Annotated in this window: 12 protein-coding genes; 5 read left to right on the top strand and 7 right to left on the bottom strand. The window is 59.6% G+C overall.

Features of this window, described 5'->3' with window-relative positions; all coding sequences use genetic code 11:
- Positions 1-63: 63 nt before the first annotated feature.
- The 5 genes from QRN50_RS23690 to QRN50_RS23670 all read left to right on the top strand — a co-directional run bounded on the left by QRN50_RS23690 (position 64) and on the right by QRN50_RS23670 (position 3,931).
- Positions 64-852, top strand: a complete 789-nt coding sequence (locus tag QRN50_RS23690; protein WP_024642254.1) for a MetQ/NlpA family ABC transporter substrate-binding protein — start codon at positions 64-66, stop codon at positions 850-852.
- Positions 849-1,979: a methionine ABC transporter ATP-binding protein gene (locus QRN50_RS23685; protein WP_096126641.1), complete on the top strand. Its 1,131-nt coding sequence runs from the start codon at positions 849-851 to the stop codon at positions 1,977-1,979. The genes QRN50_RS23690 and QRN50_RS23685 overlap by 4 nt, the downstream gene beginning before the upstream one ends.
- On the top strand, positions 1,969-2,613 hold the full coding sequence (locus QRN50_RS23680; RefSeq protein ID WP_003403166.1) for a methionine ABC transporter permease: 645 nt from the start codon (positions 1,969-1,971) through the stop codon (positions 2,611-2,613). The genes QRN50_RS23685 and QRN50_RS23680 overlap by 11 nt, the downstream gene beginning before the upstream one ends.
- A gap of 56 nt (positions 2,614-2,669) precedes the next feature.
- The gene (locus QRN50_RS23675) at positions 2,670-3,296 is read left to right on the top strand and encodes a class I SAM-dependent methyltransferase (protein WP_024661045.1); all 627 of its coding nucleotides are present in this window, start codon (positions 2,670-2,672) and stop codon (positions 3,294-3,296) included.
- A 137-nt stretch (positions 3,297-3,433) separates the two neighbouring features.
- Positions 3,434-3,931, top strand: a complete 498-nt coding sequence (locus QRN50_RS23670; RefSeq protein ID WP_024639255.1) for a hypothetical protein — start codon at positions 3,434-3,436, stop codon at positions 3,929-3,931.
- Positions 3,932-3,983: 52 nt separating this feature from the next.
- Here QRN50_RS23670 and QRN50_RS23665 read toward each other — a convergent pair whose 3' ends face one another.
- The 7 genes from QRN50_RS23665 to QRN50_RS23635 form a co-directional block, all read right to left on the bottom strand.
- The gene (locus tag QRN50_RS23665) at positions 3,984-7,085 is read right to left on the bottom strand and encodes an efflux RND transporter permease subunit (protein ID WP_060406267.1); all 3,102 of its coding nucleotides are present in this window, start codon (positions 7,083-7,085) and stop codon (positions 3,984-3,986) included.
- The gene (locus QRN50_RS23660) at positions 7,082-8,167 is read right to left on the bottom strand and encodes an efflux RND transporter periplasmic adaptor subunit (protein WP_024639257.1); all 1,086 of its coding nucleotides are present in this window, start codon (positions 8,165-8,167) and stop codon (positions 7,082-7,084) included. The genes QRN50_RS23665 and QRN50_RS23660 overlap by 4 nt, the downstream gene beginning before the upstream one ends.
- Positions 8,164-9,282, bottom strand: coding sequence for an efflux RND transporter periplasmic adaptor subunit (locus QRN50_RS23655; protein ID WP_011266337.1), 1,119 nt, complete (start codon positions 9,280-9,282; stop codon positions 8,164-8,166). Before QRN50_RS23655 ends, QRN50_RS23660 begins: the two co-directional genes overlap by 4 nt.
- Before the next feature lie 368 nt (positions 9,283-9,650).
- A complete protein-coding gene (locus tag QRN50_RS23650) occupies positions 9,651-10,778 on the bottom strand; it encodes an RHS repeat-associated core domain-containing protein (RefSeq protein ID WP_103754359.1) in 1,128 nt (375 codons plus the stop codon).
- 246 nt (positions 10,779-11,024) lie between these two features.
- A complete protein-coding gene (locus tag QRN50_RS23645) occupies positions 11,025-12,113 on the bottom strand; it encodes an RHS repeat-associated core domain-containing protein (RefSeq protein ID WP_277249636.1) in 1,089 nt (362 codons plus the stop codon).
- 112 nt (positions 12,114-12,225) lie between these two features.
- Positions 12,226-13,224 (bottom strand): RHS repeat-associated core domain-containing protein, encoded by a 999-nt coding sequence (locus tag QRN50_RS23640; RefSeq protein WP_080397836.1) that lies wholly within the window; start codon positions 13,222-13,224, stop codon positions 12,226-12,228.
- A gap of 89 nt (positions 13,225-13,313) precedes the next feature.
- A complete protein-coding gene (locus tag QRN50_RS23635; RefSeq protein WP_003397550.1) occupies positions 13,314-13,547 on the bottom strand; it encodes a DUF6124 family protein in 234 nt (77 codons plus the stop codon).
- Positions 13,548-13,768: the final 221 nt, after the last annotated feature.

Below are 13,768 nucleotides of genomic sequence, written 5' to 3'. Positions count from 1 at the left end.
TTGTGGGAGCGATAAGCACAAGGCGTGGGGACGAGACTTAGGGATTTTTAAAAGGACCGCATCATGAGCAAAACACTCGCTGCACTGGCCCTCGGCCTGTTGACCCTGACCGCTTACGCCGACGACAAACCCCTGAAGGTCGGCACCACGGCAGCTTTCGCCATACCGCTGGAAGCCGCTGTCGAAGAAGCCGCCAGGCAGGGCCTGAAGGTCGAGCTGGTAGAGTTCACCGACTGGATCGCGCCCAACGTCAGCCTCGCTGCTGGCGATATCGACGTGAACTACTTTCAGCACATCCCGTTTCTGACCAATGCCAACGAAGCCGCCGGGTTCGGCCTGGTGCCCTACGCCCCGGGAATCATCAACAACGTGGGTCTGTACTCGAAGAAGTACAAGCGCTTCGACGAACTGCCGACCGGCGCTACAGTGGCCATCGCCAATGACCCGATCAACAGCGGACGCGGCCTGCAACTGTTGGCCAAGGCCGGGCTGGTCACGCTCAAGGAAGGTGTTGGTTACAAGGCCACCGAGGAAGACATCACCGCCAACCCGAAAAAACTCAAGCTCATTCAGGTCGAAGCCGTGCAACTGGTGCGAGCCTACGACGATGCCGATCTGGTGCAGGGCTACCCCGCCTACATCCGTCTGGCCAAGACCTTTCCCGCCGACTCGGCGATCCTGTTCGACGGTCTGGATCACCCGGAATACGTGATTCAGTTCGTGATCAAGCCTGACCACAAGGATGATCCGCGTCTGGCGAAATTCGTCGACATTTATCAGCACTCGCCGGTCGTCCGCGCCTCACTGGACAAGGTCAACGGCAAGCTTTACCAGGCCGGGTGGAAAGAATGACCGCAACCGCACAACGCCAACGGCCACTCGACACAACGGGCGCAGGTCAACGGGCGCAACAGGCCGAGCTGCATCCGGAGCTGAATCGCGCGCATGTGCGCTTCATCAACCTGGGCAAGACCTATCACGGCAAGCAAGGCCCGGTGGAGGCGCTGGGCAATATCGATCTGGCCGTCCAGCACGGCGAGATCTTCGGCATCATCGGCCGCAGCGGCGCAGGCAAATCCTCGTTGATCCGCACCATCAATCGCCTGGAGCAACCGAGCAACGGTCGCGTATTGATCGATCAGGTGGACATCGGTGAGTTCGACGAAGACAAGCTGGTGGAGCTGCGCCGACGCATCGGCATGATCTTCCAGCACTTCAACCTGATGTCGGCCAAGAACGTCTGGCAGAACGTCGAGCTGCCGCTCAAGGTCGCCGGCGTGCCCAGGGAGCAACGCGCGCGCAAGGTCGCGCAGTTGCTGGAGCTGGTGGGGTTGCAGGACAAGCACAAGGCGTATCCCGCGCAACTGTCCGGCGGGCAGAAACAGCGTGTCGGCATCGCCCGCGCGCTGGTGCACGACCCGGCGATTCTGTTGTGCGACGAAGCCACTTCGGCACTGGACCCGGAAACCACCCAGTCGATCCTCGGTCTGCTGCGCGAGATCAACCAGCGCCTGGGCCTGACCATCGTGCTGATCACCCATGAAATGGCGGTTATCCGTGATATCTGTCACCGCGTCGTGGTGCTGGAACAGGGGCGAATCGTCGAGCAGGGGCCGGTATGGCAGGTGTTTGGCGACCCACAGCACGACGTCAGCAAAACCCTGCTGGCACCGCTGCAAACCGGACTGCCGAAAGAGTGGGCCGAGCGCCTGAGCGATCAGCCGCAACGACCCGATGCGGCGCTGCTGCTGGACGTGCATTTCACCGGCGTCAGCGCTGAAGGGCCGGATCTGGCGGCGCTGTTCACGGCACTGGGCGGCAAGGTGGAGTTGCTGCAAGGCGGCGTCGAGCGCATTCAGGACCGGGCCATCGGGCATCTCATTCTGTCGGTTGCCGGCTCGCCACACAGTCGGGACGAGCTACTGGCGCGCGCCCGCACACTGGCGCCACGCGCGGAGGTATTGGGTTATGTGGGTTGATCGCTTGCTGCAAGGCACCCTCGACACCTTCCTGATGGTCGGTGTGTCGTCATTGATCGCACTGCTGCTGGGCATCCCGCTGGCGGTGATTCTGGTGACCAGTTCCAAAGGCGGCATCTACGCAGCACCGGGGATCAACCGCGTGCTGGGCGGCTTCGTGAACCTGTTTCGCTCGATTCCGTTCCTGATCCTGATGGTCGCACTGATTCCGTTCACCCGGATGATTGTCGGCACCACCTATGGGGTCTGGGCAGCGGTCGTGCCGCTGACCATTGCCGCCACGCCATTCTTTGCGCGGATCGCCGAAGTCAGCCTGCGCGAGGTCGATCATGGTTTGGTCGAGGCGGCGCAGGCGATGGGCTGTCGGCGCTGGCACATCATCTGGCATGTGCTGCTGCCGGAAGCGCGGCCCGGCATCGTCGGCGGCTTTACCATCACGCTGGTGACGATGATCAATTCATCGGCCATGGCCGGTGCCATCGGCGCAGGCGGGTTGGGCGATATTGCCTATCGCTATGGCTATCAGCGCTTCGACACGCAGGTGATGCTGACCGTGATCGTCTTGCTGGTTGCGGTCGTCGCGCTGGTGCAACTGGGCGGCGACCGATTGGCACGCAGCTTCGACAGGCGCTGAGCAGCCGCCACGCAGCGAGGGTATATTGGCAGTCTTCCCTTACCGGACCGCCCTTGATGAAACTCGACCCACAGACCCTTGCGCAGATCACCGCCGCGACCCTCGGCAACTACAACAGTGTGGCCGACGACTTCCGCGCAGGCACCCGCGACCACGACGTCAGCCAGAATATCGACGCGCTGCTGCGCCATATCGAAGGACCGACGCCCTGGCAGATTCTCGACTTCGGCTGCGGGCCGGGGCGTGATCTGAAGGCGTTTACCGCGATGGGCCATGTGGCGGTCGGGCTCGACGGCTCCGAACGTTTCGCCGAGATGGCCCGCGCCGAGACCGGCTGCGAAGTGTTGCAGCAAAACTTCCTCGAACTCGACCTGCCGCAAGGCCGCTTCGATGGCCTCTTCGCCAATGCAGTGTTATTCCACATCCCCAAACAGGAGCTGCCGCGCGTCCTGCGTCAGTTGCATGCCACGCTCAAACCGGGCGGCGTGCTGTTCAGCTCCAATCCGCGCGGTGAGAATCAGGAAGGCTGGAACGGCGAACGTTACGGCGCTTATCACGACCTGGAATCATGGCGAAAATTGCTGACCGAAGCCGGCTTTGTCGAACTGGAGCACTACTACCGTCCCGCCGGGCTGCCGAGGGAGCAGCAACCATGGCTGGCAAGTGTCTGGCGGCGTCAGTGATGTCCGGCGTTGTGAAGCCGGTGTACTGTCACTTCTGACAGTATCGCCCTGGCCACGCAAGCTTTAGCATCGTTGCACAGCAGTACTTGCATACGGCTGACAATGGACCTGACATCAACCGATCAAAGGAACTGATCATGGCGAATGAATATGTGCAGAACGGCGACTTCAGCGACGGCCTTGCCCACTGGGCAACACCGGAGGACTTTGAGCCAGACTTCAAGCCGATGGGGGAAGGCGCAGGTCAAAGCATTAAACTGAACATTGGAGTGGCAATCAGCCAGTCCATCGTCGATCTGCGGGCGAAGACCCTGCATATCGAATTCGATGTGATGAGCGCAGACCTGCGCCTGGATGAGGTGCTTTTTGTTATAGCCGTGGGTGGCTACAATCAGGAAGGCGCGATGAATCTATCCCCGGTCATCGGCCTCGCAACCCAGCAATGGGAACACATTTCCGGCGATATCAAGTTCGGAGAATTGCTTGATGACTTCTTCCTGAACATATCGGCTCCGTCAGAAGCTTTTATCCTCGCGTTTTCAAACTCAAGACTGGCCTCACCGTACGGCCCTGTACGGTTCGCCAACCTCAGCCTGTCCACGATCGACGCCGAAGACGCCGACGGGAACGACTGATTACCGCGTCAGCAGCCCTGCCCCCTGTCACAGGCGGCAGGGCACGCCAGACTCAATGCGCCGGCTGCGCGTGCTCGCCTTCATCCTTGTCAGCCGCTTCGCGACGCTGTTCGTCGGTCGGCTCCTTGATGCGGTACCAGGCCACGTACAACGCGGGCAGGAACAGCAGGGTCAGCAGCGTGGCGATGATGATGCCGCCGATCATGGCGTAGGCCATCGGCCCCCAGAACACCTCACGGGCGATTGGAATCATGCCCAGGCTGGCCGCGGCCGCGGTCAGCAGGATCGGACGACGACGATGCTCGGTGGCTTCGACCACGGCGTCCCACGGCAGATAACCACTTTTCTCATAGGCATCGATCTGGGTCACCAGAATCACCGAGTTGCGGATGATGATGCCGATCAGCGCCAGCACCCCGAGAATCGCCACGAACCCCAGCGGCGTCCCCGTCGGGATCAGCGCAAGCACCACGCCTATCAGGCCGAGGGGCGCGACACTGGCCACCAGGAACATCTTCTGAATGCTGTGCAACTGAATCATCAGGAACGTCGCCATGAGGAACAGCATCAGCGGCGCAACGCTGGCAATCGGCCCCTGTGCCTTGCTGCTTTCTTCGACCGTACCGCCGGTTGCAACCTTGTAGCCGACCGGCAGACCCGCGGCAAACTTGTCGATTTCCGGTTGCAACTGCTTGACCAGATCAGTCGGCTGAATCGCGTCGCGGACGGCGCCTTTCACAGTGATGGTCGGCTTGCGATCGCGGCGCCAGACCAATGGCTGCTCCAGCTCGTAACCGACCGTGGCAAACGCCAGCAGCGGGATCGACGTGCCGGTCGGTGTCACGATTTGCAGGTTCTGCAGGGTTTCCGGCGTACCCCGCTCGGCGTCTTCAGCACGTCCGACCACGTTGATCAGGTAGATGTCATCACGCACCTGAGTCACGGTAGAGCCGCTGACCACGCTGTTCATCAGCTTGGCGACGTCCTCGGACGACAGACCCAGCTGCCGGGCCTTGTCCTGGTTGATGTCGATGCGCAGCACCTTGCCCGGCTCGTTCCAGTCGTAGATCACTTCGCCCACATGTGGGTTGTGATCAAGCAGCGTGGCCAGCTCGATGGCGTGCTGACGCACCTTGTCGATGTTCTCGCCGCTGACGCGATACTGCAACGGACGACCCACCGGCGGGCCCATTTCCAGCGCCTGCACATACGACCCGATGCCGACGAAGTCATCACGCAGGCGCTTTTGCAGACGGGCAGTCAACGCGCCGCGCTCTTCCAGGCCTTTGCTGACAATGACCAGCTGGGCGTAAAACGGATTTTCCAGTTGCTGATCGAGCGGCAGGTAGAAACGCAACGCACCCTGGCCGATGTAGGTGCTCCAGCGCTCGATGTCCGGATCGTCCTTGAGGCTCGCTTCAAAACGATCGACCACCTTGCGCGTTTCGTTGATCGAGGCGTTCTGTGGCAGGTTCAGGTCGACCAGAATTTCCGGGCGGTCCGAAGACGGGAAGAACTGGTTCTGCACGAACTGCATGGAGAACAGCGAAGCGGCGAACAACCCTACCGTGATGGCAATCGCCAGCCAGCGATGACGCATGGCCCAGAGCATGCTGCCGTTGAATGCCCGGCCTATGCGCCCCGGTTCTTCGGATTTGGGTTTGATGTTGGCGCTCAGAATGTGCACGCCGATCACCGGCGCAAACAACACGGCAACCACCCACGACACCAGCATCGCCACGGCAATCACGGCAAACAGCGTGAAGGTGTATTCCCCCGCCGAGCTGTTGTTCAGACCGATCGGCACAAAGCCGGCCACGGTCACCAGCGTACCGGTGAGCATCGGGAACGCGGTCGAGGTGTAGGCGTACGTCGCGGCCTGCTCCTTGGATTCCCCCATTTCCAGCCGTGTGACCATCATTTCCACGGTAATCATGGCGTCATCCACCAGCAGGCCGAGGGCGATGATCAGCGCGCCGAGGGAAATCCGTTGCATGGTGATGCCGCTGTATTCCATGAACACAAACACCATCGCCAGTACCAGCGGAATCGAGCACGCGACCACCAACCCCGCGCGAAACCCGAGGCTGACGAAGCTGACCAACAGTACGATAATCACCGCCTCGAACAACGCGCTGGTGAAGCCGCCCACGGCCTTGTTCACCACTTCGGCCTGATCCGACACCTTGTGCACGCCAATGCCGACTGGCAGCTCCGCAGTCGTAGCGTCCATACGTTCATGCAGCGCCTTGCCGAACGACTGGATATTGCCGCCCTTCTGCATCGCGATGGCCAGGCCGATCGCCGGTTTGCCATCGAAGCGGAACAGCGGCTTGGGCGGATCGGTGTAGCCACGGGTGATGTCAGCAATGTCGCTCAGACGGTAAAAACGGTCATTGATGCGCAGATTGACTGCAGCCAGATCCTTCTCGGAAGCGAACTGCCCGGAGGTGCGTACCGAGATCCGCTCCGGCCCGGCTTCGATCACCCCGGCAGGCGTCACCGCGTTCTGCGATTGCAGGCTTTGCACCACCTGGCTCTGATCGATGCCCAATGCCGCGAGTTTGCGTGTCGAGAAGTTCAGGTACAGCACTTCGTCCTGCTGACCGATCATCTCGACCTTGCCCAGGCCGGGCACGTCGCGGATGTCGGCGCGAACCTTCTCGACGTAGTCACGCAACTGACGCATCGAGAAACCGTCGGCGGTAAACGCATAGATCGAGCCGTACACATCGCCGAACTCGTCGTTGAACGACGGGCCTTGCAGCCCCTGCGGGAACTGGCCACGGATGTCATCGACTTTCTTGCGCACCTGATACCAGATTTCCGGTATCGCCTTGGCATTGGTCGTATCACGCAAGTACACGAAAACCGTGGACTCGCCCGGTCGGGTATAGCTCTTCACGTAGTCCAGCGAGTCCAGCTCTTCGAGCTTCTTCTCGATGCGGTCGGTGACCTGCTCGAGGGTCTCGTCCACCGTCGCGCCCGGCCAGCGGGTCTGGATAATCATGGTCTTGATGGTGAAGGATGGGTCTTCCTCGCGGCCCAGCTTCATGTAGGAAAACACGCCCATCAACAGCGCGACGAACATCAGGTACCAGACGAACGACTGATGCTTGATGGCCCACTCGGACAGATTGAAATTCCCTTTCATCGCGGGCTTTCCTCATCGACTTTGACTTTCTGGCCCGGCTTGAGGCTGTTAACGCCCGCGCTCACCACTTTTTCACCGGCTTTGACGCCATCGGTCAGCACGAAGGAGTCGCTGTCACGGCTGGCAATCGTCACCGCTCTGGGGTTCACCGTCTGGCTCTGCGAGTCGACGATCCAGACCTGGCGTTTGCCATCGACTTCCTGCAGGGCATTGATCGGCAGACGCATGCGCGGCGTGATGGTCGAGCTGAGCGTCACGCTGATGGCCGTGCCCAGCCGGAACGCCGCTGGCGTTTGCGCCAGCGACAGACGCGCACGGCGCGTACGTGTGGTGCGGTCGGCCTGGGGTTCGATTTCGCGAATGGTGGCAGTGGTGTTCACTTCCGGATTGAGCTGACTGGCGACGGTGAATACCACGTCGGACGGTAACTGGTCGGCCAATGTATCGGGCAGGTCGATCACCGCTTCCTTGATGTCCGGCCGCGCCAGGGTCACGACTTCCTGACCGGCTGTCACCACCTGTCCGGCTTCGACCTTCCACTCGGTAACCACCGCATCGTGATCACTGCGCAGCTCGCTGTAGCTTAATTGGTCGCGGGCCTGTTGAGCCGCGGCTTTGGCCTGTTCCTGCGACGAGCTGGCGGTCTTCAGGTCGGTCAGGGCGATGTCCAGTTGCGCCTGGGCACCGACGCCGCGATCGAACAGCTCCTGCTGGCGCCGAGCATTGGCCTGGGCGTTGATCAACTGCGCCTGAACATTGGCCAGGTCGCCCTGCCGGGCACGCACCGTGTTCTGCTGATCGGTCGGATCGAGGGTTGCCAGCAAGTCGCCTTTCTTGACTTCAGCGCCTACGTCAACATCGCGCCGGGCAATGCGCCCCGCGACACGAAAGCCCAGCACACTTTGATAACGCGCCTGGATATTGCCGGCGAAACGCCCGAAATCCTGATTCGACTCAGGCCGGACTTCGACAAACACGACGGGACGCACCGGCTCGGGAGGTGCTTCATCCTTGCCACAGCCACTCAATAAAACGCCGCTCAACAGCAGGCTGCCCAGCAACAGACATGACCGACGCTTCATGGCTGCACCTGTGCATTCTGTGGTTTGGGCTGTTCGGCAATGTCGACCTGCATATCCGGGTGTAACAACTGTCCGCCTGCCACCACAACTTTCTCTCCACTCTTGAGCCCGTCGCCAATGATGACTTTGGACGTCAGGTAACGGGTAACGGTGACCTTGCGCAGATTGACCTTGCCCTGCTCGTCCACCACCCATACGGCAGGCTTGCCCAACTGTTCGCCGAGGTCCTTGGTCAGCGCCGCCCATGGCAACTCGACACTGGCGTTGGCCGGTGCGCTCAGCGCCACGCTGACCACCGAGCCCAGGTCCATGCCTTCAGGCAGCGGGTCCAGGGCAATCTTGATCTGCAAGGTACCGGTCTGCGCCGACACCGCCGGGGTCACTTCGCGCACTTTGCCGCTGACCTTGATGTTCGGGTTATCGAGCAACGTGACCTGCACGGCCTGATTGGTCGGCGGCTGAACGAACAGCGACTCGTAGACATTGAACACCGCATCGCGATCGCCGTCGCGCGCCAGATCGAAAATCGGCATGGTGGCCTGCACCACTTGCCCGACTTCAGCCTGACGCGCGGTGATCACACCCGGCGCGTCAGCGACCAGAGCGGTATAACCCAGTTGCTCGCGAGCATTGGCCAGTTGCGCCTGCGCCGCTTTCAACGAACTCTCGCTGCCACGCACGGCGGCCTGGGCCGAGTCATATTCGCTGCGACTGGTATAACCCTTGGGCAGCAGCTTTTGCTGACGGACAAACGCAGCGCGGGACTGGCTCACGCGGGCCTGTTCGGCCGCCACAGCAGCAGCGGCCGAATCGACATTGGTCTGCAGATCCTTCGGATCGAGCCGCGCCAGCACCTGCCGGGCAGTGACCCGGTCGCCCACATCGACGTTACGCTGAATGATCTTGCCATTGACCCGGAAAGACAGGCGGGTCTGCACCCGCGCCTGAACATCACCGGTCAGGGCGACACTGGCGGCGAAGTCGGCACTTTTTACCGTCTGCACGTAAACCCTGGGCAGTTCGGGCGCCGCCGGTTTTTCCTCGCCACAGCCCGCCAGCGCCGCCAAGGCAGCGGCCAGACCGAACGTAACCAGTCTTGAAATACGAACGGGCATGCAGACTCCTTGTGCGACTGCCGGATGCGGACGTGATCAGGGCGAGAGAATAGCGTGAGTATGCGACTGTGTGCGAGAGGGAGGGTTCATTAACGGGGCAGAAAGTGGTTGCGCGGGAGAGGCCCGCAGCAGCTTTCTTTTGAATGTGGTCAGTTCAAACTCCTGCAGAGACACTGTCTTGAGTGTCTCTGCCGAACTTGAACACAGTGTATATATCAAACCACCGATTCATGCCCCCCACGGATTGAATGCGAGAGCTGTTCAGGTATCGTTGGCATCCTGTTTGAGAGACGACTTAATTTTATAAGCCAGCAGCCCGCAATTCCCCAGCACCCTATCAGTTGTACGCATACACATTTTGTCGACTTTCAGGCACCACGCTGTGAACTTCTGACTTTATATTTATTTCGAGAAAGTGTCTGACCTTGGCGAATATTTGTAGCCTCCAGTCCAACTGGATCAGTCTGTCTGAGCGTGGCGACTGTCCGGCCTTCACTCTCGAATAAGCCGAATAACTCATTCTGCTTAGAAAGCGCCATATACCTGTCACGAAAAAAAACAGTGTCATTCATCCGCAGCACATCAGCGCTTTCCATATCAGAAAGCAAACCTTGTGCGCCGTTTGACTCTTGATTAATACGACCACGTCCCCTTGGCAGCGCAAGCTGATTATCAGCAGCGGGCGATCTTGCTGCGCGCTTAGGAGATAACGATCTTGCTGCGCGCTTAGGGGAGAATAGCTCTTGGAGCAACGCCTTATTTTGATTTGCTTCCAATTTTCTGAGATTTGATTTTGCTGCTCGCCATTGTCGTATCGTGCTTGAAAACCCCATTCCGCCAGCCAGCAAAAAGGTAGCCCCAACGGCAGCGATTATGATGCGGAGCTCAATGTCTGATCCTTTGAGCCCAGCAGACGCACCTATCGCTCCCGCCCCCACGGCACTGAACAAAACCCCCGATAGAAAAGCCAGACCGATCGAAATATGCCCCGTCGGATCAACCCGATTGACCGGATCACCCACACAATACGCATACGCATTCAACCCGCCCTTGCCAAACGGGCTCATGCTGTCCGGACTGTTGAAGCGCATCAAAACCGGGTTGTAGGCGCGATAGCCATTGCCGAGCAGGTAATGGCCGGTCAGCGGGTCAGGCTGCTCGCCGTTGAAACCGGGTAGCTCTGCACTAGCCTGCACGGCTTGATGATGCCCGAATGGCGTATAGACGACTTCAGATTGTTGCCCGGCTTCGCTCGCGTGCAGAACGCTATTGTTACGGTCGCCGGCGATCATCGTCGTCACGACCTCATCGCCCTTCCGAAGCTGTTGCGCCAGCAGCTGGCCGCCTGCGCGGACACAGGTTCTTTGCCTGCCGCCCTGCAACTCGGTCATCAGTTGTTCGCCGTTATAGAACCGGTTGGCGACGGCCTGAGCCAACGGGGTCAATGTGGACACACGGTCCAGCGGGTCGTAGGTGTACTTGCAGAGGATGGCCATTATCGTTCCCTGATGATGACGAAGTCAGAGCTTCAGCGTGACCCGAGTCGGGATGCAGGTCTACTGGCAGAAATGTCAGCGACCAGGTTCATGTAGAGTGTGGAGAGACGCAATGCTGATTTCAGGCCAAACGGACTCAGGCTTTCGGCGCCGTTGAACCGCATCAAAAGGGGTTTGTAGGCGCGATAAAATTCCAGAAGACACATCTACCCTGAAGGTCCCTGACGAAATGGAATCTGGTTTAGATTAAACTGCCGTTTCGCGCATCGGCCCGGCACTCCCACGGATACGCGCAACACCAGTTGAAATACCGGGTAATGCAGGTGAGGCTGAATTGCTCCGCACCGAGGAATTACCAGGCCGAGAAGAAAATGCAGCTAGCTCTATCGCCTCGAAATAGTTGGGCGGTGGCGCTTCGACATTGGCGGGCGGTGGCGCGTTGGGAGGCTCCATCACTTGGGCGTAAGCTGGGGGCCTGTCGGTGGATGCAGCGGATGGCGCAGAGCGGTGATCTGGAGGCAATCTCGCGGAGCTATTTGTCGGGCCGCGAGCCCGGCCACGAGTCAATGCGGATTTTGCGGACATTGCACCACCGGCCAATGACAAGGCACCCAGACCAACAGCCGCCCAACCCAGTTCCGAGCCACCCTCTACATCGTAATAATTCATAAGCACAGATGCTGCAGTCGCGGAAGAAGCACCAAATCCGGCAAGCATAGTCGGCCCAACCACTTTAACGTTCCGTCCTCTAGGAAAGGCATAAATGCCTAATGCAACACCCACCACAGCCATGGCCAAGCTTGCATAAAATTCCCAGGACTCATGCCCTGTAGGGTCTGTGCGATTAACCGGATCACCCACACAATACGCATACGCATTCAACCCGCCCTTGCCAAACGGGCTCATGCTGTCCGGACTGTTGAAGCGCATCAAAACCGGGTTGTAGGCGCGATAGCCATTGCCGAGCAGGTAATGGCCGGTCAGCGGGTCAGGCTGCTCGCCGTTGAAACCGGGTAGCTCCGCGACAGGCCGGACAGCATCACGATGGCCGTAAGGCGAATAGGCAATATCTGCTTGCTGCATGGCACCGCTCGCGTGCAGAACGCTATTGTTACGGTCGCCGGCGATCATCGTCGTCACGACCTCATCGCCCTCCCGAAGCTGCTGCGCCAGCAGCTGGCCGCCTGCGCGGACACAGGTTCTTTGCCTGCCGCCCTGCAACTCGGTCATCAGTTGTTCGCCGTTGTAGAACCGGTTGAAGACGGCCTGAGCCAACGGCGTCAATGTGGACACACGGTCCAGCGGGTCGTAGGTGTACCTGCAGAGGATGGCCATTATCGTTCCTTGATGATGACGAAGTCAGAGCTTCAGCGTGACCCGAGTCGGGATGCAGGTCTACTGGTAGAAATGTCAGCGACCGGGTTTATGCAGAGCGCAAAAAGGATGTTCAAAGAGGAGTGTCTTCAATCTCTGGACTGCCACTTCGAATACTTGAACGTGAGGATCCAATGCGATCAGACCCAGTTAAGGAGCTCCGCTTCGACATCGAAGCTTTTTTTGCAACTCGCGCTGGAAGTCTGGAACGATAATACGTCCAGCCACGAAGCCCGACGACAGGGACAACAACAACTATAGCAACGCTTCTCAGCGTACGAGCTGCCAGTGAATCACGCTCGAACTTACCTGCAATATAAGAGGCGGTCCATGTCGCACTGGCAATCAGCGCTCCGACACCAATGGCTGCCGAGACTTTTTCCACCGTGGTCGCCGGTCTTCTGAGCGCGGAAGTCTGGGAGAGGACATTATCGACAGCGTTTGCTTCGGGATCCAGCTTCACTCCCTTTATCACAGCCTTTATAGACGAACGAGCCGTCAGAAGGCCAAAAACGCCGGTAACAAGGGCTGTGCCAAGGTAGATGTACGTCTGCACATCATCAATGAGTCCATGTCCCGTAGGATCGGATCGATTGACCGGGTCACCCGCACAATAGCCATACGCATTGACTCCCCCGTTGCCAAACGGACTCAGGCTGTCAGGGCTGTTGAAGCGCATCAGAACGGGGTTGTAGGCGCGATAACCATTGCCCAACAGATAATGACCGGTCAACGGGTCAGGTCGCTCACCGTTGAAACCTGGCAGCGGGTTCAGCGCTTGCCGATGCCCATAGGGGGTGTAGGCGATAGCGGCAGGCAAGCCGGCAGATACGGTGTGGAGCACGCTGTGCTGTTGGTCCGAGCCGATCAACAACGTGGCGAGCGCTGACTGCGTGGCGAGCAACTGGCGATCGTGATGCAGGAAGCGAAGGTGTTCTGCACCCTGAATCTCGCTGGCCAGCGTGTCGGACTGATAGAACGAACGGGCAATGGACCCTCCCACAGACGTGCGAGTCGCGAGCCGGTCCAGCGCGTCGTAGCGGTAGCGGCATGGAGTGGTTTGCTGGCGCATGACGAGTAACCGGAGTGGTCTTTCAGCGAGGCAGGCCTCTTCAAGCACACAATGCGTTAACTGAACCTTAGCGGCTACTCGTAGAACTGCTAGGTTTCATCAGGGCTGTCAGGGTTCTGAACACATTCCAGCGAGCGCTCCAGCTCGGCCTTGGCCATATTGATCAGATGCACCACCGAGAATGCCAGATCGCGTTTCAGGCCATCGAGGTTGTCACCGGTTTCATACGCGGTGGCAGAGGCACAGCGCAGTATGTCGCTGACCTGCATCAGAGAGTCTTCCAGAGAGTTGGGGAGCGGCGGGGACGGGGTTGAGTTGATCATCGCTTATTCCTTTAGCTGACAAGACCACCAGATGCCTGCTGCTAAACAAACAAGGGTGGCGACTTTGACGCGGGTTAGCAGACCGGTGTGGAACAAGCGCAAGCAACCGGCGCACCCGAAGGTGCCCCACGCAAAGCCGCCATAAACGGCACTTGCGCCACTTGTCATCCACAAACAGGCTGCTAAACCCGATCGCTGAAAATCAGCGACCGACGCAGCCT

This window comes from Pseudomonas sp. MEJ108 (genome assembly GCF_030208985.1).
Lineage (GTDB): Bacteria > Pseudomonadota > Gammaproteobacteria > Pseudomonadales > Pseudomonadaceae > Aquipseudomonas > Aquipseudomonas fragariae.
The sequence above is the reverse complement of the archived record's forward strand: the minus strand, read 5'-3'. Positions and strand labels throughout refer to the sequence as shown.

Bases quoted from the DNA above. Each gene is read 5' to 3' on its own strand.
- QRN50_RS23690 (WP_024642254.1), top strand. From the start codon at position 64: ATGAGCAAAACACTCGCTGCACTGGCCCTCGGCCTGTTGACCCTGACC.
- QRN50_RS23685 (WP_096126641.1), top strand. From the start codon at position 849: ATGACCGCAACCGCACAACGCCAACGGCCACTCGACACAACGGGCGCA.
- QRN50_RS23680 (WP_003403166.1), top strand. From the start codon at position 1,969: ATGTGGGTTGATCGCTTGCTGCAAGGCACCCTCGACACCTTCCTGATG.
- QRN50_RS23675 (WP_024661045.1), top strand. From the start codon at position 2,670: ATGAAACTCGACCCACAGACCCTTGCGCAGATCACCGCCGCGACCCTC.
- QRN50_RS23670 (WP_024639255.1), top strand. From the start codon at position 3,434: ATGGCGAATGAATATGTGCAGAACGGCGACTTCAGCGACGGCCTTGCC.
- QRN50_RS23665 (WP_060406267.1), bottom strand. From the start codon at position 7,085: ATGAAAGGGAATTTCAATCTGTCCGAGTGGGCCATCAAGCATCAGTCG.
- QRN50_RS23660 (WP_024639257.1), bottom strand. From the start codon at position 8,167: ATGAAGCGTCGGTCATGTCTGTTGCTGGGCAGCCTGCTGTTGAGCGGC.
- QRN50_RS23655 (WP_011266337.1), bottom strand. From the start codon at position 9,282: ATGCCCGTTCGTATTTCAAGACTGGTTACGTTCGGTCTGGCCGCTGCC.
- QRN50_RS23650 (WP_103754359.1), bottom strand. From the start codon at position 10,778: ATGGCCATCCTCTGCAAGTACACCTACGACCCGCTGGACCGTGTGTCC.
- QRN50_RS23645 (WP_277249636.1), bottom strand. From the start codon at position 12,113: ATGGCCATCCTCTGCAGGTACACCTACGACCCGCTGGACCGTGTGTCC.
- QRN50_RS23640 (WP_080397836.1), bottom strand. From the start codon at position 13,224: ATGCGCCAGCAAACCACTCCATGCCGCTACCGCTACGACGCGCTGGAC.
- QRN50_RS23635 (WP_003397550.1), bottom strand. From the start codon at position 13,547: ATGATCAACTCAACCCCGTCCCCGCCGCTCCCCAACTCTCTGGAAGAC.